This is a genomic window from Clostridium sp. Marseille-Q5894 (assembly GCF_946902305.1).
Lineage (GTDB): Bacteria > Bacillota_I > Bacilli_A > Erysipelotrichales > Coprobacillaceae > Thomasclavelia.
Genome location: NZ_CAMPPT010000011.1, coordinates 25135 through 49965, shown reverse-complemented (window position 1 = coordinate 49965; position 24831 = coordinate 25135). Strand labels below are relative to the sequence as shown.

The window sequence follows — 24831 nt, the reverse complement described above, 5'->3', positions numbered from 1 at the left end:
CCTTCAACTATTGTACCAAATATATAGATATTTGTACATTAAGAAATTCTTTTCTTTAATAATTCAATCAATAATTTATTTGTAAGACCCGGATTAGCTTGACCACCAGTTTTCTTCATGATCTGTCCAACTAAGAATCCCACAGCTCGATCTTTACCATTACTATAATCCTCAATTGATTGTGGATTAGCATCTAAAACCTCATTAATAATTTTAGTTAATTCTTCTGGTGAAGATATTTGTTTCATATTATTTTCTTCAATAATAACTTCAGGATCTTTACCCTCAGCCATTAATATTTCAAATACTTTTTTACCCTGTTTACTAGAAATAGTTCCATCCTGAATAAAATTAATCATCTTTGCTAAATATTCTGGTGTCAATAAAGTATCACTAATAATTAAATTATTTTTATTCAAATAAGCCTGTACTTCACCTAATAACCAGTTGCAGGCAATCTTATAATAATCAGTATATTTTACGATTGCATCAAAGAAATCTGACATCTCTTTAGTTTGTACTAAAATCAAAGCATCTGTTTTAGGAATCTTATATTCATTAATATAACGATTTACTCTAGATTCTGGCATTTCGGGTATCTTAGAAATAATTTCTTCAACCCATTGATGATCTAAACGAATCGGCAAAATATTTGGTTCTGGATAATATTTATAGTCCACAGCATCACCTTTAGCACGCATAACTACTGTTTCTTTTTTATCCTCATCATAACGTCTTGTTTCTTGTAAAACTTCACCACCACTAATTAGTACTTTTTCTTGGCGAGCCACTTCAAATTCAATTGCTTTTTGAACATTTGAAATTGAATTTAAATTTTTAATTTCTGTTCTTGTTCCAAATTTCTCACTGCCAAAAGGACGAATCGAAACATTGACATCACAACGCATTGATCCTTCTTCCATCTTGGCATCACTTACATCAGTAAACAATAAAATCTGTCTTAATCTTTCCAAATATGCGGCAGCCGCTGCTCCACTTCTAATCGTTGGTTTAGTAACGATTTCAATCAAAGGAATTCCAGCTCGGTTATAGTCAATTAAAGAATAGTCATCAAAGTGAAACTGTTTAGCAGTATCTTCTTCCATATGTAATCTTTCAATTTCCACGATCTGTTTTTGACCATCAACTTCAATATTCATTGTTCCATTACGACCAATTGGATGACGATCCTGAGTAATTTGGAAACCTTTTGGTAAATCTGAATAGTAATAATTTTTACGATCAAAACACACTAGTTCATCTATTTCCATATTTAAAGCACTACATACTCTAATTGCAAACTCAACTCCAGCTTTATTTAAAACCGGCATAGCTCCCGTCATTCCCATATCAATGATATTAACTTTTGTATTTGGAGCTTCACCAAACGTAACTGGGGCTCCAGAAAACATTTTTGATTTTGTCTTTAACTCACAGTGCACTTCTAATCCAATAACTGTTTCAAAATTCATCTTTTCTACCCCTCTCTTGAATATTGATTAGCAAAGCCCAAAGCCTGCTCTAAAGCATAAGCTACATTAAATACTGTTTGTTCTTCAAATAAACGTCCCATTAGATTTACAGCAATCGGCATTCCTTCACTAAACCCTGAAGGTAATGATAAACTTGGGGTCCCTGCAAAATTACCTAATGCTAGATGATTTTCTAAAATAATATATTCATCTGATAAACGATCATCTATTGCTTCATCAACTTTAGGCGCAATACTTCCTCCATTTGGCGTTAAAATAATATCATGATCTTGATAAATTTTATTTAGTTCATTAACGATCAAACGTCTTACTCGTTGGGCTTTTCTAAACATTCTTTCTTGATTTTCAGTCGCTAAAGCAAGATTTCCTAAAATAAAACGACGTTTGATATGAGCTCCAAAACCATCTGTTCGCGAATTGATCATTACATCATCAGTAGAATTACCAGCTTGACGATCACCATATTTAATTCCGTCTAAACATGAATGATTACTAGTAGCTTCACTATTAGCAATGATCGTATATGTTGGTAATATTGCTTTAGCTAAATGCAAAGGAATTTCTACTTCTTCAACGATAGCCCCTAATTGTTTGAATGTTTCGATCACTTGATTAAAATTGTTTTTAATATCTTCATTTCTAATTTCATCACTAACGGTTTTTAAAACAGCAATTTTTATTCCTTTAATATCACTATTTAAATTTTCTAAATAATGTGGTACCGGCTGGGTACTTGAAGTCATGTCATGTTTATCATTTCCAGCAAGTGCTTCGGTTACAATTGCCATGTCTCGAACATTACGAGTAAAAGCTCCTACATGATCTAAACTTGAAGCATAAGGAATAACGCCAAAGCGTGAAATTCTTCCCCAAGTTGGTTTAAATCCTACGACTCCACAAAAACCTGCTGGCTTACGAATTGAATCTCCGGTATCACTTCCAAGAGCAAAGGGAATCAGACCACTACCAACTAGTGCTGCACTTCCCCCTGATGATCCTCCTGCAATACGAGTTGAATCCCAAGGATTATATACTGGTCCTGTCAAAGCTGATTTATTGGTTCCGCCCATTGCTAATTCATCCATACTAGCTTTACCAATCAAACTAATTCCCTGATCATACAATTTTTCTACTACTGTAGCATCATAAACAGGTACATAATCTTCTAACATTTTACTTGAAGCTGTCGTTTTGATTCCTTTAGTATTATAATTATCTTTAAATACTGCTGGTATTCCTTTTAACATCTCATTTTCTTTTACTTCAATATTTTTAATATTTTCAAATGCTTTATCTTTAGTAATTGTTACAAAAGCATTCAAGCGCTTTTGTTGAAAATCAACTTCATCAAACAATTCTTCATAATATTTATTTAAATCAATCTCTTGATTAACGATCAAATTATGTAATTCTTCTATTGTATATACTTTCATTATCCCACCACCTTTGGTACTTTTATTTGGTTTTCTTGAACACTTTTAGCATTACTTAAAGCATCCTCTAAGCTAATAATATCAATTGGCTCATCATCCCGTAAAAAAGTAGTCTCAATTTCATATGGATATGCTAAAGGTTCAATTCCTTCAGTATCAATTTCCTCTAATACCGCCACATGATTCATAAATATATCATATTCATCTACCAATTCTGGCATTTCTCCATCGCTAATATTAAACATTGTTTTTAAACCTAGCTTTTTTAACATTTCTTCTTTACTTTCCATAATATTCTCCTAATACAATAAACTGCTCTTAGCCTTTTCACCTTTATCTTTAATAATAATAGCTTCTAATTCATCTTGTGAATATACCAGTACTTTAATATCAAATCCTGTAAACTCATTATCGATCTCATCTGCAGCAGTTGACACAAGATAGATCAATTCTTCATAAGTTTTTACATTAATATTTAAATTAATATTCATTGATTGAATCGTACCATCTTTATATCGACCATAACCAACTATTCCAACTGCCTCAGTAGCAGCTTTTTTCATATTACTTTTAAAGATCTCAAACTGTGATGATGTTTCTTCATCTGCTGCTGTCGCTTCTTCACTTGTAAACATATAAATATGATAGTCTAAAGTTTCGATATTTCCTACACTGCCATCACAATAACTTTTTAAAATATAACGTCCATTAATATCACTTTCATTAGTATTAGTTGCATAATAAACACAAATATTTGCGGGAATATCTTTCAAATCATCTTTTGTTTGAAGATAATCATACAATTTACTAATTGATTGTCGTCCAAATTCTTCAACCGTTGCATCATCCATAGAAGTAGTTAAACGTGAATTATCTTCATTACGAGGATCAAGGACAATTGCCAAGGAAATCCCTTTCAATTCATATTTATCACCATCTTTTAAATAATAATCCTGTTCGTGAACAGTAGATACCATTATTGGATTTTCGATTCCACCTACCGATTCACCTCTTTGAACTTGCAAAGTATAGGGATATTCTTCAGGATCGCTAGAACGTCTTAATAATTTATTCATATCCTCTGTTTCTAAATATTGACCTTCTGACATATAATAATCATCAGTTGAAAAATAGGCTGTTGATATTACTTGTAATTCTCTACCAATTGTTTGAAAATCACTAGTTTGACCAAAAGAAGTATAGTAATTATCACGATTTAAATTTATATTAAAATTAACTACCCGATAAAATGAATCATCTAAACTATCAACAGTTGAGGCGTCATTAGCAATCTGACTTTCAACAGTCTCTTTTGCATCATGACATCCTGTAAGTAATAAAATAGCACTCAATAAAACAGCAATTTTCTTCATCTTATGGTTCCTCCTTATACTAGAGCATTATAACATTATTTTCCTTACTTAACCATCTCTAATAAAGTTTCTTCATTAATAACATTAATTCCCAAACTTTGCGCCTTAGTTAATTTACTTCCAGCATTTTCACCAGCTACTAAATAATTTGTCTTTTTAGATACTGAACCTGAAACTTTACCACCATGTTTTTCAATTAGTTCACCTGCTTGTTTTCTTGATAAAGTCGGCAAAGTCCCTGTTACTACAAATGTCATATCGGCAAATCGATCATCACTATCTTTATCTTCGATTATTTCCATATTTACACCATAGTTTTTAAGTTTTTTGATCATCTCACGATTTTCAGGATTTTTAAAATATTTAATGATTGCAGTTGCACTAATATCACCAATATCATTAACTTCTATCAATTGGGCATAACTTGCATTCATGAGATTATCAATATTTTTAAACTTTTTCATCAAACTTTTAGCTGCTGATTTACCTACATTACTAATTCCTAAACTAGTAAGCAGTTTACTTGCATCATTAGTTTTACTACCTTCTATTGCATTCAATAAATTATCAGTGCTTTTTACTAATCCAATAATCTTTTTATCCAACAATTCTTGACGTTTATCAATCAAACCATAAATATCGCTTAAATCCTTTAAATATCCATGATTGACCAAAGTTTCTACATAAGCAAAACCAAATCCCTTAATATCCATCGCATCACGACCAACAAAATTAACGATATTTCTAATTAGTTTACTTGGACAACTATGATTAGTACATTTAATATCTGCACTATCACCAATTCGCATAGCTGGTGCCCCACATACAGGACATTTATCCCCAATAATATAAGGAATGCTATTTGCTGATCTTTTTTCTTTAACAACACGACGAACTTTAGGAATAATTTCTCCTGATTTGTATACGACGATAGTATCACCAATTCGAATATCTAAATCATCTATAAAATCTTGATTATGTAATGTTGCTCTTGAAACTGTCGTTCCACATAAACGAATTGGTTCAAAAATAGCAGTTGGTGTAATTCTACCAGTTCTTCCAACTGAAAGTTCGATTTCTAATAACTTTGTCTCTTTTTCTTCAGGTGGATATTTATAAGCAATTGCCCATCGTGGTACTTTTGCTGTATTACCCAATTTTCGTCGATCGGCAAAACTATCTATTTTGACTACTGCACCATCAATATCATAATCTAATTTATCACGACTTTCACCAATTGCTACGATTGCCTGCCATACCTCATCAGCAGTTTTACATACTTTATAATCTTCAATTATCTTAATGCCCTGCTTCTTTAAATATTCATAACCCTCACTATGACTAGTAAACTCTTTACCACGAACATCCTGAATATTAAAAACAAACATTGATAAGTTTCTTTCTTTAGTAATTTTACTATCTAATTGACGTAATGTTCCTGCAGCGCAATTTCTAGGATTAGCAAAAAGTTTTTTCCCGTTAATTTCCTGAATCTCGTTGACTTTATCAAAAGCCTCATTCGTCATATAAACTTCACCACGAACTTCTAAATACTCAATAGGATCTTTTAAAGTTTTTTTAATATCTTTGATTACTTTTGCATTAACTGTAACATCCTCACCTTGAAGAATACCATCACCACGAGTTACTGCTACATCTAATTTTCCATTGACATATCTTAATGCCAAAGACAGTCCATCAATCTTATATTCAACTACAAAAGTTGGATCATCCAGCTGTTCTTGCATATCATTTACAAATTGTTCAACTTCTTCTTTTGTAAAAACATCTTGTAAAGATAACATCGGAACATTATGTCTTACAAGAACCCCAGCTTCACGTTTAGCCGTTCCTCCAACTTTTTGCGTTGGAGAATCGCTTGTTATATATTCGGGGTGCTTTTTTTCTAATTTTTTTAATTCTTGCATCATCATATCATAATCATAATCACTTATTTCTGGATCATCTTGATTATAATAACGATCATTATGGTATAAAATTGTCTGCTTCAATTCATTATATCTATTTAAATCACTCATTTTTTCACTCCTAATCCACAACATTATACCAAAATCAAATTAACTATAAAACAAAAAATAAATATTTTAACCATTATAATTAGACTAATATTTTTAATTTACTTAATCGATTATTTATTTAAATAACAATTCTTACTTAATAATGGATAACTAAAAATAAGAGATTTCAAAAATGACATATATCAATCATTTAAGAAATCTCTTTTTAACGTTTACCTAAAATAAGAGCAACTAACAGCATATATATAAAATTTTATTTATTATTTTCTATCCTTTGTTTAAATACTTCAAAATCATCTTCTTCAAATATATATTTATATATTAATTCTATTTGCTCTTCATTCAAACCCTCTACCCATTTACTACAATCTTTTTGATATCTTCCCTTAAGTAATTCAATACAATTATTCTTGTTTCTTTTAATTTCCTGTTTACGGCCAATTCCGATTCCTTCTTCTCGTCCAATCTCAATACCCTGTTCAATCCCTTGTTCAATACCCTGCTCGATGCCTTTTTTGATTCCTTCTTCGATCCTTTTGGCTGTCTTTTCCTCGCGCTCCATCTCTAAGGATTCAGTTCTAAGCTTCGCTAACGCTAACTGGTTCGCTAATGACCATATCGGCTCATTGCTTCTAAACTTGTCATACATCTTTATCACCATCTCCACTATATCTTCTTCTCTTTCCTTCATTATAGCAGTGTATTCATTTTTTATAAACAAATAACATAATCTTTCTAGATCATTTAATCCTTCAATTCCTTTTTCTTTGATGATTTTATCGATATGTTTCATCTTGATAAAATAGCGGTAATTAAGATTTTCTTTTTCCAGCTCTCCCTGATCATCTCGAAACGCATAATCTTTGATCAAACAATCATCATCTTCATTGATAAAGATGATTTGATATACCGGTCTTAGCTGATGATATTTTTCACCAGTATCGATCTGTTCTACTAACAGTCTGTCACCATAGAACTGAAAGCGGGTACTTTCGCTATTACTATTGCCAGCCATTTGCATCTCGATATCAATGACTCTGCCTTTTTCATCAACAGCACAGATATCAAGGATAATATTTTTAGCGAGGACCGTATTTTGATTGATTTCAGGATTTTTAACGATCATTTGTTGGCAGTCAAGATGAGTGACAGATTTAACGATAAACTTCCTCAGTTTTATAGATTCTAAAGTATCTCTGGAAAGCAGGTATTTAAAGAACAGGTCATTATTAAAGCGAACATTATTGTTATTATCGATAACAGTTTTTTCATGAATCATATTTTTTCCTCCTCATTATCTTTTACAATCTAAAAAGGAGAATTGCTTTTATAAATTGAAAAATATTCAAATAAAAATATAAACAGACAAAACTGCTTAATGTTTTGTCCATTTATTTTTTATCACTAATATTTACCAGCTTCTATCCTTTGTTTAAATACTTCAAAATCATCTTCTTCAAATATATATTCATATATTAATTCTATTTGCTTTTCACTCAAGCCTTCTATCCATTTTGAATAATCTTTTTGGTAACGCTTTTCTAACATTTTTATACAGCGATTACGTTTTTCTCTTTCAATACCTTGCTCGATGCCTTTTTTGATTCCTTCTTCGATTCTTTTGGCTGTCTTTTCTTCGCGCTCCATCTCTAAGGATTCTGTTCTAAGCTTCGCTAACGCTAACTGATTCGCTAATGACCATATCGGCTCATTACTTCTAAACTTGTCATACATCTTTATCACCATCTCCACTATATCTTCTTCTCTTTCCTTCATTATAGCAGTGTATTCATTTTTTATAAACAAATAACATAATCTTTCTAGATCATTTAATCCTTCAATTCCTTTTTCTTTGATGATCTTATCGATATGTCTCATCTTGATAAAATAGCGGTAATTAAGATTTTCTTTTTCCAGCTCTCCCTGATCATCTCGAAACGCATAATCTTTGATCAAACGATCATCATCTTCATTGATAAAGATGATTTGATATACCGGTCTTAGCTGATGATATTTTTCACCGGTATCGATCTGTTCTACTAACAGTCTGGCACCATAGAACTGAAAGCGGGTGCTTTCGCTATTACTGTTGCCAGCCATCTGCATCTCGATATCAATGATTCGACCCTTTTCATCAACAGCACAGATATCGAGGATAATATTTTTAGCGAGGACCGTATTTAGATTGATTTCGGGATTTTTAACGATCATCTGTTGACAATCAAGATGGGTGACAGATTTAACGATAAACTTTCTCAGTTTTATAGATTCTAAAGTATCTCTGGAAAGCAGGTATTTAAAGAACAGGTCATTATTAAAGCGAACATTATTGTTATTATCGATAATATTTTTTTCATGAATCATATTTTTCCTCCTCATTATCTTTTACAAGATAATTAGAGAAATTACTTCTTTTTAATTTAAAATTTTAATTTTTCATTATAATTTCATTCTCATTGTTTTCATTTTTTCTTTGAAATTAATTTTTTTATATAAATTAATAGCTTTTTTGTTTTCACTTAAAACATTTAATTCAATATATTCTAAATTTCTTTCTAAAGTCCAGTTTTTAACACTTTCAATTAGCTGTTTCCCTATCCCCTGTCCTCTGAAATCTACATCAACAACTAAATCCATCAAATATGTATAGCTATGTTCAACAAGACAACTATATGGAGGTGTTTGTTGTTTTTGAACTAATGCTAAACCAATAATTTTTTGATTTTTAGCTACTAATATATCACTATCATCACTTTCAATAATCATTTTTAAAAACTTTTCATCTTGTTTAGCTGCTTTAAAATATTCTGGTTGTAAATTAGCCATATCTAAAAATAAAACTTGATATAACTGCTTAATTTCATCAATATCTTTAATTTTTGCTTTTTCTATTTTCATTTTTATTCCTTGACCCTTTCTATTAATCTAAGAAAAGTAAACATTTTTTGTTTTATATTTTCAAATACTATTATTAATAGCTGGTAATTCTTTATTACCAAACTTTCTTTCATCAATATATTTTTGATACCATAATTCAATCTATACTACCTCACATCCTTTTAAATTACCATAATAATTTGTGATATTCCATTTAAAAAAGTTATATCCCTTCATCTATTTTGACACTTGTAATATTATTTTTATACATTGAATATCCTTGAATCGTCTCTTTATAAATAAGATTAGTTACATAAGTATTACCAATCCAAACATTTCTTTAACGATTAGAATCAATTACATATCTAATAATATTATTAATGATTACAGTTAACCTTAATTATATAATTCTAGTAAATATCAGTCTGTATTAGCTAATACACCCCTCTCTAACAACTGATCATTCATCTTTTTAATAATTTTAGTTCCATTATAAGTATTGATATTACAAATGGCAAATCATGACAATTTAAATTAAAACAAACAAATAATTCATCATTATTAGTTAATAACTCTTGCATTTGTTCCTCCTAACATCTTTAAATATTTTACATCTATAAATATAACTTTACTATACATATTTTCAATAAACAATAAAAAGCACTCCTAAGAGTGCTAATTTGTCAGCTTCTTTAAAGCCTTATGTCCTGCCATCAAGGTTTTTAACCCTGCCGGTAATTCAAACGCAATATCAAGAGTCTTTCCGTTAACTTTAACCACAACCCCTTTACCAAAAGTATCATGCATGACAAAATCACCAACAGTCCAGTCTTTAACCTGATTATTACCGACTAAATCAGCTTTATTAAGTGATGTATTTATATAATTAGCTGTTTTAAAACGAGGTTTTGCTCCAATATGTTTGATTCCCTCTTTACCAACTTCATCAATAAAACGACTTGCTATTTTAGGTGAATCAGTGACAAAACTAAACCCTTCGCTATCAGTTAAAAACAACTGCTTCTTCGCTCTGGTAAAAGCAACATAGGCTAATCTGCGCTCTTCTTCCAAGCCTTCATCAGATTCACTGATCGATCTAAAACTTGGGAAAATTCCTTCCGATAGACCTAAAACAAAAACATAATCAAATTCCAGACCTTTAGCCATATGAATTGTCATTAAACTTACGTATTGTTTTTCATCAATATTGTCATTATCAGTATATAACGAAATTTCTTGTAAATAATTTTCAATTGTTGCTAAATCAGGATTTTGATTCTCAAATTCATAAATTGAACGCTGTAACTCATGAATATTATCAATTCTATTTTCTTCAAGATCCTTTTTCAGCATTTCAATATAACCAGTATTATTCATCAACTCTTCAAACATTTGATGCATCGGTAAACTTGAATGTTTTGCTGTTTCAATTGCCTCAACTAAGATCTTTACTTCTTTTTTAGCTTTTGTAGACAATCTGATTTGATCACTAAATAAAGTTAATGCTTCATACAAACTAACTTGATTATTCAAAGCAACCTGCTGAATATTTTCTAATGTCTTTTTACCAATTCCCCTACTAGGAACATTGATAATTCGTTCAAAAGCTAAATCTTCAGCATTACAAACTAACTGTAAATAACTTAAAGCATCTTTTACTTCTTTACGATTAAAGAATTTAAGTCCCCCAAAAATTCGATAATCGATCCCATGAGAAATTAAGCTTTGTTCAATTACTCGTGATAAATAATTAGCACGATATAATATAGCAAAATTCCGATAATTGACACCTTCAACATCATTAATGATTTTTTCTATTTGCCCACAAATATAATCAGCTTCTTCCTGTTCACTTTTACCAGTAAAGTGAATGACTTCAGCACCACCGGTAGCCTCAGTATATAAGTCTTTTTCTAAACGATTTTGATTCTTACGAATCAAACAGTTAGAAATATTTAAAATATTACCTGTTGAACGATAGTTTTGATCTAAAATAATTGTTTTACATGGTTTAAAGTCTTTATCAAAATCTAAAATATAATTAACATCAGCACCCCTAAATGAATAAATTGTTTGGTCAGGGTCACCAACTACACAAGTAATCGCTTTTTTTGCCATTAACTTTACTAAACGATATTCAATATTACCTACATCTTGAAACTCATCAACATGAATATATTGAAAACGGTACTGCCATTTTTCTAGCACATCAGGATAATTTTCAAAAATATAAACTGCTTTTAATAATAAATCATCAAAATCAAGCATAAAGTGATTTTCCTGATATTCTAAATATTCTTTATAAACCATGGCTTTTTTTATTTCACCTTGAAATTGTCCAGCTAATTCTAAAGCACGTTGAGGCGTTATATTAGCCATTTTATAACTTGAAATAGAAGCGATCATGCTTTTGATACTAATCGTCTTTGCATCAATATCTAAATTGTTATAAATTTTTTTAATCAATGCTTTTTGATCTTCTTCATCCATGATCATAAAAGTACTAGGATAATTAATAACGTTGATATGCTGTCTTAAAATTCTTACACATAATGAATGAATTGTACAAATTAAAGAACCCATACCATATGGTCCTAATATATTAGTAACTCTTTCTTTCATTTCATTTGCAGCTTTATTCGTAAAAGTAATCGCAAGGATCTTATGAGGATCAACACCAACTTCATCAATTAAATAGGCAATTCGATATGTAACAACTCTCGTCTTTCCAGAACCAGCACCAGCAATTATTCTTAAATGACTATCAAGATAAGTAGCTGCTTCTTTTTGATTTTTATTTAATAATTTATCTAAATCCATCTCATCACCACCACCGCTTTATTATAGCTTATATCTTTTATAAAAGATACTTATTTCTAAGTATTTTTCTACTTTTTAAAACTAGATAATATAACCTAAAAACTCAAATGATCTAGTTATAATTCCATCCAGCTTACTAAATATAATATTTCTATTTTATTAATAATTTTGCCCTAAAAACTAATATTCAATATATATTACTAATACTATCAATAAATAAAAAACAATGTATAAATAATACACTGTTTTTAATATTTATGTGAGCGTCCAACTAAATCGTTTATATCATCAATTCCTAATTGAGTAAGTAAAGAATCTAAATCTTCAACTATTTTCTTACAGGCATATGGATCAATTAAATTTTGACATCCAATTGCCACAGCACTGGCACCTGCTGACATCATCTCAATAACATCACGGGCACTTTGAATTCCCCCCATGCCAATTACAGGAATATCAACAGCCTGACTTACTTGATAAACCATTCTAAGTGCGACAGGAAAAATTGCCGGACCTGAATATCCTCCTGTTTTATTTGCAATGATCGGCTTCCCTGTTTTTAAGTCAAAACGCATCCCTACAAGCGTATTGATCATTGTAATACCATCAGCTCCAGCTTCCTCTACAGCTTTTGCCATTTCAACAATATCGGTTACATTTGGTGATAATTTTACATATACAGGTACTTTAGAAACAGCTTTAACACGGCGCGTTAGATCTGCTGCCATTTGCGGATTAGTTCCAAATTGAATTCCACCACTATGAACATTTGGACAAGAAATATTTAATTCTAAAGCCCCCACCATATCATGAGTTGATAAACGCTTAGCTGTTTCGACATAGTCTTCTGGCGCACTACCACCGATATTAGCAATAACTTTATCAGTATATAATGGTCTTAGTTTTTCTAGTTCCTCATTCATTACTGCTTCAACTCCAGGATTTTGAAGTCCAATGGCATTAAGCATCCCGCTTGGTCCTTCAGCAATTCGGGGTAAAGGATTTCCATAACGTGGTTCTAATGTTGTGCCCTTTAACATCATTGAGCCTAAAATATTTAAATCATAAAATTTTGCAAATTCATATCCAAATCCAAATGTTCCACTAGCAGGAATAATGGGATTTTTCATTTCCAGCCCAGGTAATGATACTTTCAAATTAGCCATTTACGATCACCTCATTACTTTCTAATATCGGTCCTTCAACACAAATTCGTTTATATGGTTTAGTTTTAACTTTGCATGAACATCCCATACAAGCTCCAAAACCACATCCCATACGAGCTTCAAATGATAGCTGCCCGTTTTCAGGATAATTTAGCGCTAAAGCATCTAGCATTGGCTCTGGTCCACAAGTATAGTAATTATCAAAAATTAAACCTTCATTTTTAATTACATCTATAACCGTTCCTTTAGTTCCTGCACTACCATCCATAGTTGCAACATAGACTTTAGAAAATTCAGCAAACTTTTCTTGATAAAAAACATCTTTAGCACTATTAAAACCTAGAACTGTTGTAACTTCAATTCCCTGAGCTTTTAATTTTTTACCTAAATTATATAAAGGTGGTGTTCCTAATCCGCCACCAATGAGTAATGCTTTACCATCTTTGATCGTAAAGCCATTTCCTAAACCAATCAAACAATCTAAATAACTACCGATTTCTTTATTCTTTAAAAGTTCAGTACCTTCACCAACAACTTTAAAAACGATAACGATATGATTTTCATCATAATCACTAATTGACATCGGTCTTCTTAAATAAGGCTGTAAACTATCATTGATCTTGATATTAATAAACTGCCCGCTAGCACTAATATATTTAGCCCCTGCACCTTCTAAAACCATTTCATATACTTCATCAGCAATATTTTCAATACTAACGATTTTCATCATCCCTTGTAAATTAGCCATAATACCTCCTATATTTTAGTAATTACACCATCTAAAACATGATATTTTAATACACCATAACATTTTGTATCCAAAAATGGGGTATTAATTGATTTAGATTTAATATTATCTTTAGTTATTGTATATTCTTCTTCAAGATCGAAAACAGCTAAATTTGCTTTATAGCCAATTTCTAAATCATGATCGATCTCAATTACTTTGGCGGGATTTAATGACATACAAGTCAATACTTTTTCTAGAGGAATAAGTCCTTTTTTTACAATATATGTATACATTAAACTAAAGGCATGCTGATTTCCGATTATTCCAAATGGGGCTTTATCGATTGGCTTATTCTTTTCAGCAATTGCATGTGGTGCATGATCAGTTGAGATCACTGTTACAGTACCATCATTGATGCCAGCAATCAAAGCCTCTAGGTCCTCTTTACTTCTTAATGGCGGATTCATTTTATAATTAGGATTCATATCTTTAATATTATCATCCGTTAAAATCAGATGATGTGGACATGCTTCACCACTAACAAGACTATTTGTCTTACGTGCTTCTTTTAAAGCCGCCACAGTTTCTTTAGTAGAAATATGACAAATATGATAGCGATTTCCTATTTCATCAGCAAGTTTTAAATCACGAACCGCATGATTATATTCAGAAGCATTATTAATTCCTACTAAATCATGATCCTTAGCATAATTCCCCTCATTGATACATGCTCCCGGCTTTAATTCACCTTCATCCTCACAATGAGCTACAATAATTGAATCATTTGCCTTAGCAGCTTTCATTGCTGCTTCCATCATATCTTTAGACTGAACTCCTTTACCATCATCCGAAAAACCGACAACGATCGTTTCTTTACTATTCGCATCAAAATCCACTAGTTCTTGTCCTTTTAGCTCTTTAGTAATTGCGCTATATGTATAAGTATGTACTTTCGCATCTTTTTCAACCCGTCTTTTAAAATCTCTGATCGTCTCGACATCATCCATGCAGGGAATCGTATTAGCCATTGCTACTAAATGCGTATATCCACCATATTTTGCTGAATTAGTCCCTGTTGCAATTGTTTCTTTATGCTCAAAACCAGGTTCTCTTAAATGTACATGGATATCGATAAATCCTGGAGTCAACAATTTACCAGCAATATCAATTATTTCATCAGCTTGATCAATATTTTGTTTAATATCAATGATTTTATCATTTTCAATTAGAACATCTAACTTCTGGATTTTACCATGATAAAAAACATCACCATTTTTAAATAATACTTTAGTCATCGCCTAACACCCGATTCAATAATGCCATTCTCACAAAAACTCCATTAGCCATCTGTTTAAAAATTCGACTTTGTTTACATTCAACGATTTCATCAGCAATTTCAACATTACGATTAAATGGAGCTGGATGCATTATGATTGCCCTTTCTTTCATTTTATTAACTCTTTCACGATTTAATCCGTATAATTCATGATATTGATCAGTAGTTAATTTCATTAAACTATGATGCCGTTCATGTTGAACTCTAAGCAGCATAACAATATCAACCTCTGGTAAAATCGTATCAAAGTCAACATAATTATACCCTGGTTCTTCAAATTCACGCGGACCGCTAGTATAAACTTCCATTCCTAAACGTTTCATAATTTCATAATTACTATGAGCTACTCTTGAATGAACGATATCTCCAACAATTACTATTTTTAAACCCTCAAAATGTCCAAATTCTTCACGAATCGTCATTAAATCCAATAAAGATTGGCTAGGATGATTTCCTGTTCCATCACCACCACTCACGATAGGAATCGTAATTCGATCAACCAGATCTTCATAATAATTTTCTTTCGGGTGTCTGATAACGACCGCATCACAACCGATCGACTCAAAAAATTTTACAGTATCATATAGAGTTTCTCCTTTTTGAACACTTGAATTAGCTGTTTCAAAATTTTGAGTTCGACAGCCTAAATTATAAGCCGCTTTATCAAAGCTATAATGCGTTCTTGTTGATGGTTCAAAAAATAAATTTGCGACAACTTTTTTGCCATTATAATCTACCTTTTTCCCTTTTTTAAATTCTTCTGCCTCATCTAAAATCAAATTAATATCAGTTGTTGAAAAATCTTTTAATGTAAATATATTCATTGTTTTCCTCCATAAAAAATACCTCTAACGAGGTATAATTGGGAAATAATATTCATTATACCCAGTTGATGTATCTTTTTTCTTTATTCATCATATCAAATATCATTGATTTTGACAATTATTTTAAACAAAACCAATTTGATTTCAGCCATTTAATTTCTGGAATTTCTTTTGTAAAGCTTCTTCTACACAAGCTGGTACTAAGCCAGCAACATGCCGCTTATGACTAACCATTTCTTTTACTGCTGAAGAAGAAATAAATGAGTGTGATGGTTTTGTCATTAAAAATACCATGTCGACATCTTTATCCAAATATTGATTAGAAAAAGCTAACTGTAGTTCATATTCAAAATCCATCGTTGCTCTAATTCCGCGTACTAAAATTTTTGATCCGACATCTTTAGCATACTCTACTGAAAGCTTATCCGATGAATCAACGATCACATTATCAAATTGTTGACAAACTTTTTTTAATAATTCTTTTCTTTCTGCAATTGTAAAAAGCCCCTGTTTATTGGGATTAATACAAATCGTCACATACAAAACATCAAACATTCTGCTGGCACGTTCAATAATATCTAAATGTCCATTAGTTACAGGATCAAATGTTCCTGCATATACTGCAATATTTTTCTTCATACTCTTACCCCTGATATTTAAATACATTCAATGCTGTAATACCATAGTCATTTTTTTTAAGCAAATTTATTTGCTCAAAAGCTTTAAAAACAACTTCTTTCAATTCTTCTACCATGATAATACAGCCCTCATTCAACATTTCATTCTCAATTAAAAATTCTAATATTCCATCAACTAATCCTTTGCCATAAGGCGGATCTAATAAAACCAAATCAAACTTAATTCTTTCTTCACTAAATTTTTTTAATGCTTTTCGATAATCAAGTTTATACACTTTAGCATTTTCAATCTTTAAAGATCTAATATTTTCTCTAATTATTTGAAAAGCAGCGTATTGATGATCAACACTATAAAGAAAATCACAGCCCCTCGATAAAGCTTCTATTCCTAATCCACCACTACCTGCAAATAAATCTAATACATTTCCCCCTTGAAAATAAGGTCCGATAATATTAAACATATTTTCTTTATTACGATCTGTCGTAGGACGTGTTAGATTTGATTTTACAGTTTTTAACTGTCTACTTTTATATTTACCTGCTATTACTCTCATAAACCCTCTTATAACTTATACGGAGATAAATCCAGTTCTTTTGATATATTTCCAAATACGATTTTAGTTATTTCTTCCAAAAAATCATTTAAGCGATGATATTTTTGATAATAATCAATAATATCCTCATTACAACTAATCCGACGTTTTAAATCTTTGATTTCTTCTTTAATTTGCGTATTATCAATATATTGTTCATATTTTCTTATTTCTTCATATTGATCAAGTTTATTTTGATAATCCCGCAATAACTCTTCGATATCTTTTGTATGAAGCTTTTTTTCAGCTTCAAGATAATCAAGATAACGTTGATCCCTTTTTATTTCATTTATTAATTTATCTAATATTTCTTGCATATTCACCTACATCATCATTTCCAACATATTTATCAGCATTGAAACTTGATCTATTTTATCAATAAATTGTTGATTTTTTTCATCTTTATATTCTTGTACTAGACGACCATATTCTTGAGGATATCTAGATAAAACAATATACCAGTGGGGATGATAACGAAGATAATATCTTATTTCTTCATTCATCATACCATTTTCTTTCTCTTTCCGGTTCTTTTTTATCTAAAAAAGAACTAGCTACATTCAAAACTTTTTCAATTGAACTCAAACTATTTGATAAAGCATTCAAATCAATATTTTTAATAATTTCAATTATCGCATTTAAATCAACATTACTATTAGTTTTATATGGCTGCCAAAATTTATCATCTTTACCATACATCACATAAATCTCATATAATTGCTGCCAAGTATAACGACCATTTAAAACATCCTGCTTTACACTAGGGACAGTTTTTAAAAACTCTTTAAATTCGTCCATAATATCACCTAGTATATTATATGTTTTTTATCTCTAATCGGTGTCAAATTTTTGTCGATTATGCTTAGCAATTATTGCCTGAGCGATTCCAATAGCCACAAAGGCACTGACAGTTGACGAACCACCAGCAGAAATAAGCAGCAATGGTACCCCTGTCATTGGAATTAATCCCGAAACTCCTCCGAGATTAATTATTAAATGTAAAAAGAAATATGATGACACTCCGAGCAAAATAATTCTTGACTTATTTTCTTTTACTTCGTTTGAATATTTTAATAATTTAAAAATGACAACACATGTCGGAATAATTACTAACCCTAAGCCAATTATTCCCAGCTCTTCATAAATTATAGCTCCAATAAAATCATTGTGAGATTCAGGAATATAGCCATATTTTTGGGTAGAATTTCCAAACCCTAAGCCAAATAGTCCCCCATCACTAAAAGCAATCAGCGCATTCACCAACTGGTAACTGCTATTATAAGGATCTGACATTGGATCAAGCCACGAATAGATTCGGCCTAACTGATAAGGCTGTAAGACAGTGGTTCCAATAATTGTCAATATTACTGCACAAACACCAATAAAGATCCACACCATTTTTTTATACTTCTTAAAATACTGTCTTGGGGTTCCAATAAAACAAACGAAACAAATACCTACCAGAATCACAGTTGTTCCAAAATCCTTTTGAATAAACACTCCGACAACAGCTGCAATAAAAACTAAGAGCATTGGTAAAAATACGCATTTTAAAAACTTTTCTTTATAAAATGCAGCTTTCAATGCTGCTGTTTTAAATCGTCCCTTAACAACAAAAGCTTTATCACTTTCGGTTAAAAAATAACTCATAATCAAAATCATTGCAATTTTCATAAATTCAGCTGGCTGAATACTAAACGCCCCACCAAACTTGATCCAGGCATGAGAACCATGAGAATCAGACCAAAATCTACATATCGTCATCAAAATAATTCCTAATAAATATAACTTCATTGACGTTGTATAATCAATATAGCGTGTTTTAAAAACTCTAGCGATAAAAATCATTACAGCCGCTCCAGCAATAACATAAACTGTTTGCGTACTCATATTTTTTATCGCTAAAGTAACCGTTTTCTCTGATGAAGTTACACTTCCAATTGAAGCTGAACCAATCATAATAATTCCAAAAACAGCAAGAATAAAGACACTTATATAGATTCCTTTATCTACACCCCGACTTGTAAAAAGCTGTTTTAATCGATCAATTATTCTTTTTATCTTTGTAAACCTTTTTTTTACCAAATTACTCACCTACTTGAATCCAGTCATTTTCTTTAGCTGCTTTTACTACCTGATAAATTGAATAGTGGGAAATCTCATAAAATTGTTTATCTAACTGTTTTTCCGCACTTTTACTATCAACAATAACTTTAAACTTGCGATAAGCATTCATAAATTCTTCTTTACTAATACCTTTTTCATATGCCTTTTCTACTGCATTATATAAAGCAATTACATCAATTATTTCTTCAGTTGACCAATTATAGTCTAACGGATAATTATAATCCATATTTAATCACTCCTTAATTTTTTTCTATTATAACGTAAAATTTAATTATTATCTACAATAACCCAGGCAAAAGATAAATATTAGAATAGGATATACTAAAGGAGGTGATAATATGAACTGTGGATTTAACTATTCTGGATGTGGATGCAATTCATACAGTCCTTTCATCACAAATCCATTTGGATGCTGTGGATGCAATAGTGGTTTTTCAATGTCTAACTGTGGTTGTGGATGCAGCAACAGCTGTGGATGTAACAACGGTTTTGGATCAACAAACTGGTTTGCAATCGTTTTAGTAGTATTCTTATTATTGATCATTTGTGGAAATTCAAGAATTAGAGTCGGATAAAGTCTTTATTTCACCTCATTTTATGATATAATACTATCAGAATTTAAATGAGGTGAAACTATGTTAACAATGAAAGATATAATCGATGACCATAACAAAAAAATTCGTGAAGTTTCAAAAGAAGTATCATTGCCTCTAAATGAGGAAGATCGTAATCTCTTATTAAAAATGCATGAATTTCTTGTCAACTCTCAAGACCCAGAAATTTCTGAAAAATATGATTTACGTCCTGCTGTTGGGATTGCTGCGATTCAACTAGGGATTCCTAAAAGAATGTGTGCTATTCATGTTTTAGATTATGATAAAGACGGAAATATTACTAAGAGTAATGACTATGCTTTAGTTAATCCTAAAATCATTTCTTATACTGAAAAGAAATCTTATTTAAAAGATGGTGAAGGATGTTTATCAGTAAATGAAGAAGTTCAAGGTTATGTACCACGCTACGCTAAAGTGACAGTTAAGGGATATGATATATTGACTGATCAAGAAGTGAAAATTGTTGCTCGAGGTTTTTTATCAATTTGTTTACAGCATGAATTAGATCATTTTGAAGGAACACTTTTCTATGATCGAATCAATAAAGATAATCCTTTTGCACCGATAGAAAATGCTATGATTATTGAATAAAAGTTTAAAGACTGCAAGTTTTGCAGTCTTTTTAATATCATTTAATTCTCTTGCTCTTTACAAACTTTGATCCCAGTAATATTATTACTGCTATTGCAGCACAACCACCATATAGTCTTAAATGAAGTAATTCATCTAGCATATAACAATGACAAACAAAATATTTAGCAAATACTATCACTGCAAATATCAATGCAAGTAAACCAATATTTATAAGACTATATTTTAAATCCTTATCTTTCCAATAATTAATAATTAAAATCAATAAGTAAGCTATTACCAATATTAATATTACATAATATAATTTATTGATCACGTTAGAAATGCTATCTACTCTAAGCTTTTCACTTTCAGTATATCCATTTGGAAATACTTCTTCATAAACAAGTGCGCTTAAATAATTATTTAAAGTAACGAACTCATAAAAGCTCCAAAAAGCCAAAATCAAGTATCTAATTACTACAATTATAATATTCTTTAACCTAAACATAATTATTCCCCATGAATCGTTTGTGTATAATAAGGTGATCTATACGTAGAAGCCATTCCATAACTGCCAGCTTCGATTCTTTCATAGCCATATTTATAAGTAAAATCAACACTTTTATTAACAGCTGCCTCTCCAGCAGAATCTTTTGATGATAATTTTGATTCACTAAAAGATGTAATTACTGCAATATTTTTATTTATCCTTATTATATACTATCATTTTTTTATTTCTAATTATTATTTGCTGTATATTTTTAATAAGCAGCTAATACATACTAATATCTGATAAACTATTATTTTGAAAACTTATATTTTTAAATATAATTTATTAATCATAAAACTTACTTTTCCTCCTCTCCCTGTCAAATTAATTAATAAAATATATTTTAAAGCTTTTCTTATTTTTACTATAACAAAAAAAAAGAAAATTTTCAATTTCACAATTTAACGGTTAAAAATACCATTAAACGGTAAAGATCAATTCATTTGATACAACAATTTGTGTTTTTAAATTCAAATTATTATCAATAGCCTTTAAAATAGACTATTTAATTTTATAATCTTTTTTTGATTCAACTGCTATACGATCTTAACTAAGATTCATCTAACATACAAAATACTTGATGACATGATAAAATTAAATCCTGCTTTAAAATAATAGATAAAGGCAGCTATTTACAGCATTTATTATAGAAATATTATTATAGTTGTGATACAATTTTGTCAATTTGAGGAGGATATATCAATGGATAATAAAAATTATGGTTTTGAAACATTACAAATACATGCTGGTCAAAAACCTGACCCTGTAACCAAAGCAACCGGTATGCCGTTATATTTATCAAATGCTTTTACCTTTGAAGATGCCGACCAAGCTGCAAGAATTTTCGCATTAGAAGAAGGTGGTTATTTTTATTCACGTTTATCTAACCCTACTGTTGATGCTTTACAAACAAGAATGGCAGCTCTTGATGGCGGGTTTGGAGCTGTTGCCTTTGCTTCAGGAACAGCAGCTATTATGGGATTGATAATGACAGTTTGTCAAAGCGGCGATGAAATCGTAGCAGCTAATAATCTTTATGGTGGAACGATTGGTTCTTTATCAGGAACAATGGAAACAATGGGATTTAAATCTCATTTTGTTGATCCTAAAGATTTAAAAGCTTTAGAAGCTGCAATAACTGATAAAACAAAATTAATCTTTGTAGAATCTGTAGGAAATCCTAATGGTGATATGTTGGATTTTGATGCTATAAATAAAATCGCTAAAAAATACGGTATTTTATTTGTTGTTGATAATACGACCCCAACACCATATTTATTTAAACCAATTGAACATGGGGCTGATTTAGTAGTTTATTCAACGACTAAATATTTAGCTGGACATGGTAATGTCATGGGTGGAATCATTGTCGATAGTGGTAACTTTAATTGGAAAGACAATCCTCGTTATCCTTTATTTAATACCCCTGATAAAGCCTATCATGATATTATTTATGCGAATTTAGGTCAAGCTGCATTTTGTACAAAAGCTGTTGCCAAAACATTACGTGATTTAGGTGGTTGTATGGCACCATTTAATGCCTATATGACTCTACTTGGATTAGAAACACTATCTCTAAGAATGAAAAAACATGTTGAAAATGCTCGGATATTAGCTAAGTTTTTAAATGAATGTGAAGATGTTGAATGGGTAAGTTATGCCGAACTACCAGATAATTCTAATTATGAATTAGCAAAAAAATACTTCCCTAATGGTTTTGGTGGTCTTTATACATTTGGTGTAAAAGGCGGTGTTGCTGGTGGTAAAACAGTCATCGATAACATCAAATTATTTATTCATGTTACTAATTTTGCTGATTCTCGTTCTTTATTGACACATCCAGCCAGCACTACTCATGCTCAAATGTCAGAAGAAGAACGTTTAGCAGGAGGAGTAAAACAAGAAACAATTAGGATGTCTGTTGGTTTAGAAGATGCCGAAGATTTGATTGCCGATTTAAAACAAGCTTTTAAAAAAATTTAAAATTATTAGCATCTCAAATTGAGATGCTATTTTATTACTATCTTATTTAATTATCATGAATTGCCTTTTCTATCTTACAACTATGTTTCTTAGTCTTTTTATCATAACTGATTCCTACTATCAGTAAATTATCCAAATACTTTTCTAATCCAAAATAATATTTCTTCGCTTTGATCTGACTGATCGCTGTTTCTACTTCCTGATTCCATTTTAACTCTACTATCATTGCTGGTTTATCATCTTTAGGAATAAATACCATATCCGCATATCCTTTGCCACTTGGCATCTCTCTTATTATCGTATAATGATTTCTTGCATACATATACGCGATCGAAATTGTATAGGATAACGCATTTTCATTATTATATGTTAGTATCGCTGTATCCAGATGTGCTTCTTCGATATACTTAGCTACTAATTCCTCATCTCTATTCCATGTTGCTTCTAATAAGGCGCGACTGTTTAATAACGCTTTCGTTGTTTCATTCCATGATGAATCTTCAATCGATGCTATAAATGAACTGGTTACTTCCTTATTTGGTATATAACATGTCTGATTGGAACTGTTATATCCTAGATAACCTAGATGTATCAGCAGTGTTAAAACATCATCTTTTGATTTGAACGTCGTCATATCATTTTGAAACTTGTCTGTATTCAAATATACTTCTTCTCCAGCCAATAATTTGACAACATCATCTTTCAAGCCGTCATAATTCATATCGATATACACTCTTAAGGCTTCATACGTCTCGGTTGCACTCCAGTAGTTTTCGTATTTTCTGTCCATTAAAGCATAAACAACAGAACGGTGGTTATAAACTGATAAATCATCTGTCATTTTATATCCATCATACCATTCTTTCATTTTTTCATAGTCCATATCATATTTTAAACATAAATCTTGTACTTCTTTTTCTGTAAAGCCCATAAACTCTTCCAGTGGTGTGGGATTGAGTATTGATATTTCTTTAAACATATTCAAGGCACTATGGGTTCCATATTTCTTGATTGGCAGAATCCCCGTCATATAACATAATGATACATAAGGTTTATCTTTCAACAGATTCCTTAAAAAATCCAGATATTTTTCCTGGGCTTCTTTATTATTTTTGTATTCTCTAAAGATGCAGTCCCATTCATCGATAACAAATATAAATCGTTCATTTACCTCAGCATAAACATCTTCTAAAACTTGTATAAGATCATTAATATCAAAATATTCTATATCTTGATAGACTTTTTTTATATCTCTAAAAATTAATTTCGTTAGAAGAATAAGCATTTTATCAATATCATGTGTTTTACTTAAAAAATCCTGCATATTAATATGAATCACATTATGCTGATTTAAATGCTTTTGATATAACTCTGTTTGACTGATTTTTAAACGATTGAATATTTGTGATGAATCACAGCCTTTGGAATAATAAGCTACTAACATATTGGCATCGGTACTCTTTCCAAAACGTCTTGGTCGTGATATACAAAGATATTTATTCACTTTTTCTTTCAAATGCTCAATTCTTTCAATCAATAAAGATTTGTCAACATATATTTCTTTATTAACCGCTTCATAAAAATTCTGATTTGTTGGATTTAAATAAATGCCCATACTTATCATTCCTTTCGTAGCATTATTGTAACATTTTTTTGTTGATT

25 protein-coding genes are annotated in these 24831 nt (G+C 30.7%); 3 read left to right on the top strand and 22 right to left on the bottom strand.

Going from position 1 to position 24831, the window contains the following annotated elements; translation table 11 throughout:
* Positions 1–38 precede the first annotated feature (38 nt).
* The 20 genes from gatB to OC535_RS13580 all read right to left on the bottom strand — a co-directional run bounded on the left by gatB (position 39) and on the right by OC535_RS13580 (position 19675).
* Positions 39–1472: an Asp-tRNA(Asn)/Glu-tRNA(Gln) amidotransferase subunit GatB gene (gatB, locus tag OC535_RS13675; protein ID WP_227053637.1), complete on the bottom strand. Its 1434-nt coding sequence runs from the start codon at positions 1470–1472 to the stop codon at positions 39–41.
* Positions 1473–1477: 5 nt separating this feature from the next.
* Positions 1478–2926: an Asp-tRNA(Asn)/Glu-tRNA(Gln) amidotransferase subunit GatA gene (gene gatA, locus OC535_RS13670; protein WP_227053638.1), complete on the bottom strand. Its 1449-nt coding sequence runs from the start codon at positions 2924–2926 to the stop codon at positions 1478–1480.
* Complete coding sequence (gene gatC / locus OC535_RS13665; protein WP_498824065.1) at positions 2926–3216, bottom strand: Asp-tRNA(Asn)/Glu-tRNA(Gln) amidotransferase subunit GatC; 291 nt, start codon at positions 3214–3216, stop codon at positions 2926–2928. Before gatC ends, gatA begins: the two co-directional genes overlap by 1 nt.
* Before the next feature lie 9 nt (positions 3217–3225).
* Positions 3226–4299 (bottom strand): CamS family sex pheromone protein, encoded by a 1074-nt coding sequence (locus tag OC535_RS13660; protein WP_498824064.1) that lies wholly within the window; start codon positions 4297–4299, stop codon positions 3226–3228.
* 44 nt (positions 4300–4343) lie between these two features.
* A complete protein-coding gene (ligA, locus tag OC535_RS13655) occupies positions 4344–6338 on the bottom strand; it encodes an NAD-dependent DNA ligase LigA (RefSeq protein WP_498824063.1) in 1995 nt (664 codons plus the stop codon).
* 253 nt (positions 6339–6591) lie between these two features.
* The gene (locus OC535_RS13650; RefSeq protein ID WP_498824062.1) at positions 6592–7617 is read right to left on the bottom strand and encodes a PD-(D/E)XK nuclease family transposase; all 1026 of its coding nucleotides are present in this window, start codon (positions 7615–7617) and stop codon (positions 6592–6594) included.
* Between the two features lie 125 nt (positions 7618–7742).
* A complete protein-coding gene (locus tag OC535_RS13645) occupies positions 7743–8702 on the bottom strand; it encodes a PD-(D/E)XK nuclease family transposase (RefSeq protein ID WP_498824061.1) in 960 nt (319 codons plus the stop codon).
* A 75-nt stretch (positions 8703–8777) separates the two neighbouring features.
* Positions 8778–9236 carry a GNAT family N-acetyltransferase gene (locus OC535_RS13640; RefSeq protein WP_227053669.1) on the bottom strand — a complete coding sequence of 153 codons (459 nt, stop codon included), beginning with the start codon at positions 9234–9236 and terminating at the stop codon, positions 8778–8780.
* Positions 9237–9890: 654 nt separating this feature from the next.
* Positions 9891–12035, bottom strand: coding sequence for an ATP-dependent helicase (locus OC535_RS13635; RefSeq protein ID WP_498824060.1), 2145 nt, complete (start codon positions 12033–12035; stop codon positions 9891–9893).
* Positions 12036–12283: 248 nt separating this feature from the next.
* Positions 12284–13201 (bottom strand): dihydroorotate dehydrogenase, encoded by a 918-nt coding sequence (locus tag OC535_RS13630; protein WP_024722546.1) that lies wholly within the window; start codon positions 13199–13201, stop codon positions 12284–12286.
* The gene (locus OC535_RS13625) at positions 13194–13949 is read right to left on the bottom strand and encodes a dihydroorotate dehydrogenase electron transfer subunit (RefSeq protein WP_498824059.1); all 756 of its coding nucleotides are present in this window, start codon (positions 13947–13949) and stop codon (positions 13194–13196) included. Before OC535_RS13625 ends, OC535_RS13630 begins: the two co-directional genes overlap by 8 nt.
* An 8-nt stretch (positions 13950–13957) precedes the next feature.
* On the bottom strand, positions 13958–15226 hold the full coding sequence (locus OC535_RS13620; protein WP_498824058.1) for a dihydroorotase: 1269 nt from the start codon (positions 15224–15226) through the stop codon (positions 13958–13960).
* Complete coding sequence (locus OC535_RS13615; protein ID WP_024722549.1) at positions 15219–16091, bottom strand: aspartate carbamoyltransferase catalytic subunit; 873 nt, start codon at positions 16089–16091, stop codon at positions 15219–15221. The genes OC535_RS13620 and OC535_RS13615 overlap by 8 nt, the downstream gene beginning before the upstream one ends.
* 144 nt (positions 16092–16235) lie before the next feature.
* Complete coding sequence (gene coaD / locus OC535_RS13610) at positions 16236–16730, bottom strand: pantetheine-phosphate adenylyltransferase (protein WP_024722550.1); 495 nt, start codon at positions 16728–16730, stop codon at positions 16236–16238.
* A gap of 4 nt (positions 16731–16734) precedes the next feature.
* Positions 16735–17283 carry a 16S rRNA (guanine(966)-N(2))-methyltransferase RsmD gene (rsmD, locus tag OC535_RS13605; protein ID WP_024722551.1) on the bottom strand — a complete coding sequence of 183 codons (549 nt, stop codon included), beginning with the start codon at positions 17281–17283 and terminating at the stop codon, positions 16735–16737.
* Positions 17284–17291: 8 nt separating this feature from the next.
* A complete protein-coding gene (locus OC535_RS13600) occupies positions 17292–17639 on the bottom strand; it encodes a YlbF/YmcA family competence regulator (protein WP_024722552.1) in 348 nt (115 codons plus the stop codon).
* Positions 17640–17645: 6 nt separating this feature from the next.
* Positions 17646–17828 carry a YlbE-like family protein gene (locus OC535_RS13595; RefSeq protein WP_024722558.1) on the bottom strand — a complete coding sequence of 61 codons (183 nt, stop codon included), beginning with the start codon at positions 17826–17828 and terminating at the stop codon, positions 17646–17648.
* Positions 17818–18120 (bottom strand): spore coat protein YlbD, encoded by a 303-nt coding sequence (gene ylbD / locus OC535_RS13590; RefSeq protein WP_227053661.1) that lies wholly within the window; start codon positions 18118–18120, stop codon positions 17818–17820. Before ylbD ends, OC535_RS13595 begins: the two co-directional genes overlap by 11 nt.
* Positions 18121–18153: 33 nt before the next feature.
* Entirely contained in the window at positions 18154–19407 is a 1254-nt protein-coding gene (locus tag OC535_RS13585) for an FtsW/RodA/SpoVE family cell cycle protein (RefSeq protein ID WP_264467807.1), read from the bottom strand.
* A gap of 1 nt (position 19408) precedes the next feature.
* Positions 19409–19675 (bottom strand): UPF0223 family protein, encoded by a 267-nt coding sequence (locus OC535_RS13580; protein WP_024722554.1) that lies wholly within the window; start codon positions 19673–19675, stop codon positions 19409–19411.
* A gap of 112 nt (positions 19676–19787) precedes the next feature.
* Between OC535_RS13580 and OC535_RS13575 the strand changes: the two genes are divergently transcribed.
* Both OC535_RS13575 and def read left to right on the top strand, forming a co-directional pair.
* Positions 19788–20024, top strand: a complete 237-nt coding sequence (locus tag OC535_RS13575) for a hypothetical protein (RefSeq protein WP_084300728.1) — start codon at positions 19788–19790, stop codon at positions 20022–20024.
* 60 nt (positions 20025–20084) lie between these two features.
* Positions 20085–20654, top strand: a complete 570-nt coding sequence (gene def / locus OC535_RS13570; protein WP_024722555.1) for a peptide deformylase — start codon at positions 20085–20087, stop codon at positions 20652–20654.
* A gap of 37 nt (positions 20655–20691) precedes the next feature.
* Here the strand turns inward: def and OC535_RS13565 are convergent, their stop codons facing one another.
* A complete protein-coding gene (locus tag OC535_RS13565; RefSeq protein WP_024722556.1) occupies positions 20692–21144 on the bottom strand; it encodes a hypothetical protein in 453 nt (150 codons plus the stop codon).
* 744 nt (positions 21145–21888) lie between these two features.
* On the opposite strand from OC535_RS13565, the gene OC535_RS13560 reads away from it, so the two are divergent.
* A complete protein-coding gene (locus tag OC535_RS13560) occupies positions 21889–23169 on the top strand; it encodes an O-acetylhomoserine aminocarboxypropyltransferase/cysteine synthase family protein (protein WP_498824057.1) in 1281 nt (426 codons plus the stop codon).
* Positions 23170–23215: 46 nt separating this feature from the next.
* Here OC535_RS13560 and OC535_RS13555 read toward each other — a convergent pair whose 3' ends face one another.
* Complete coding sequence (locus OC535_RS13555; RefSeq protein WP_498824056.1) at positions 23216–24784, bottom strand: AAA family ATPase; 1569 nt, start codon at positions 24782–24784, stop codon at positions 23216–23218.
* Positions 24785–24831: the final 47 nt, after the last annotated feature.

Bases quoted from the DNA above. Each gene is read 5' to 3' on its own strand.
- OC535_RS13630 (WP_024722546.1), bottom strand. From the start codon at position 13,201: ATGGCTAATTTGAAAGTATCATTACCTGGGCTGGAAATGAAAAATCCC.
- OC535_RS13625 (WP_498824059.1), bottom strand. From the start codon at position 13,949: ATGGCTAATTTACAAGGGATGATGAAAATCGTTAGTATTGAAAATATT.
- OC535_RS13575 (WP_084300728.1), top strand. From the start codon at position 19,788: ATGAACTGTGGATTTAACTATTCTGGATGTGGATGCAATTCATACAGT.
- OC535_RS13600 (WP_024722552.1), bottom strand. From the start codon at position 17,639: ATGCAAGAAATATTAGATAAATTAATAAATGAAATAAAAAGGGATCAA.
- gatC (WP_498824065.1), bottom strand. From the start codon at position 3,216: ATGGAAAGTAAAGAAGAAATGTTAAAAAAGCTAGGTTTAAAAACAATG.
- OC535_RS13660 (WP_498824064.1), bottom strand. From the start codon at position 4,299: ATGAAGAAAATTGCTGTTTTATTGAGTGCTATTTTATTACTTACAGGA.
- OC535_RS13555 (WP_498824056.1), bottom strand. From the start codon at position 24,784: ATGGGCATTTATTTAAATCCAACAAATCAGAATTTTTATGAAGCGGTT.
- OC535_RS13635 (WP_498824060.1), bottom strand. From the start codon at position 12,035: ATGGATTTAGATAAATTATTAAATAAAAATCAAAAAGAAGCAGCTACT.
- OC535_RS13565 (WP_024722556.1), bottom strand. From the start codon at position 21,144: ATGTTTAGGTTAAAGAATATTATAATTGTAGTAATTAGATACTTGATT.
- OC535_RS13595 (WP_024722558.1), bottom strand. From the start codon at position 17,828: ATGATGAATGAAGAAATAAGATATTATCTTCGTTATCATCCCCACTGG.
- OC535_RS13620 (WP_498824058.1), bottom strand. From the start codon at position 15,226: ATGACTAAAGTATTATTTAAAAATGGTGATGTTTTTTATCATGGTAAA.
- OC535_RS13645 (WP_498824061.1), bottom strand. From the start codon at position 8,702: ATGATTCATGAAAAAAATATTATCGATAATAACAATAATGTTCGCTTT.
- ligA (WP_498824063.1), bottom strand. From the start codon at position 6,338: ATGAGTGATTTAAATAGATATAATGAATTGAAGCAGACAATTTTATAC.
- gatA (WP_227053638.1), bottom strand. From the start codon at position 2,926: ATGAAAGTATATACAATAGAAGAATTACATAATTTGATCGTTAATCAA.
- gatB (WP_227053637.1), bottom strand. From the start codon at position 1,472: ATGAATTTTGAAACAGTTATTGGATTAGAAGTGCACTGTGAGTTAAAG.
- OC535_RS13560 (WP_498824057.1), top strand. From the start codon at position 21,889: ATGGATAATAAAAATTATGGTTTTGAAACATTACAAATACATGCTGGT.
- OC535_RS13580 (WP_024722554.1), bottom strand. From the start codon at position 19,675: ATGGATTATAATTATCCGTTAGACTATAATTGGTCAACTGAAGAAATA.
- coaD (WP_024722550.1), bottom strand. From the start codon at position 16,730: ATGAAGAAAAATATTGCAGTATATGCAGGAACATTTGATCCTGTAACT.
- rsmD (WP_024722551.1), bottom strand. From the start codon at position 17,283: ATGAGAGTAATAGCAGGTAAATATAAAAGTAGACAGTTAAAAACTGTA.
- OC535_RS13615 (WP_024722549.1), bottom strand. From the start codon at position 16,091: ATGAATATATTTACATTAAAAGATTTTTCAACAACTGATATTAATTTG.
- def (WP_024722555.1), top strand. From the start codon at position 20,085: ATGTTAACAATGAAAGATATAATCGATGACCATAACAAAAAAATTCGT.
- OC535_RS13650 (WP_498824062.1), bottom strand. From the start codon at position 7,617: ATGATTCATGAAAAAACTGTTATCGATAATAACAATAATGTTCGCTTT.
- ylbD (WP_227053661.1), bottom strand. From the start codon at position 18,120: ATGGACGAATTTAAAGAGTTTTTAAAAACTGTCCCTAGTGTAAAGCAG.
- OC535_RS13640 (WP_227053669.1), bottom strand. From the start codon at position 9,236: ATGAAAATAGAAAAAGCAAAAATTAAAGATATTGATGAAATTAAGCAG.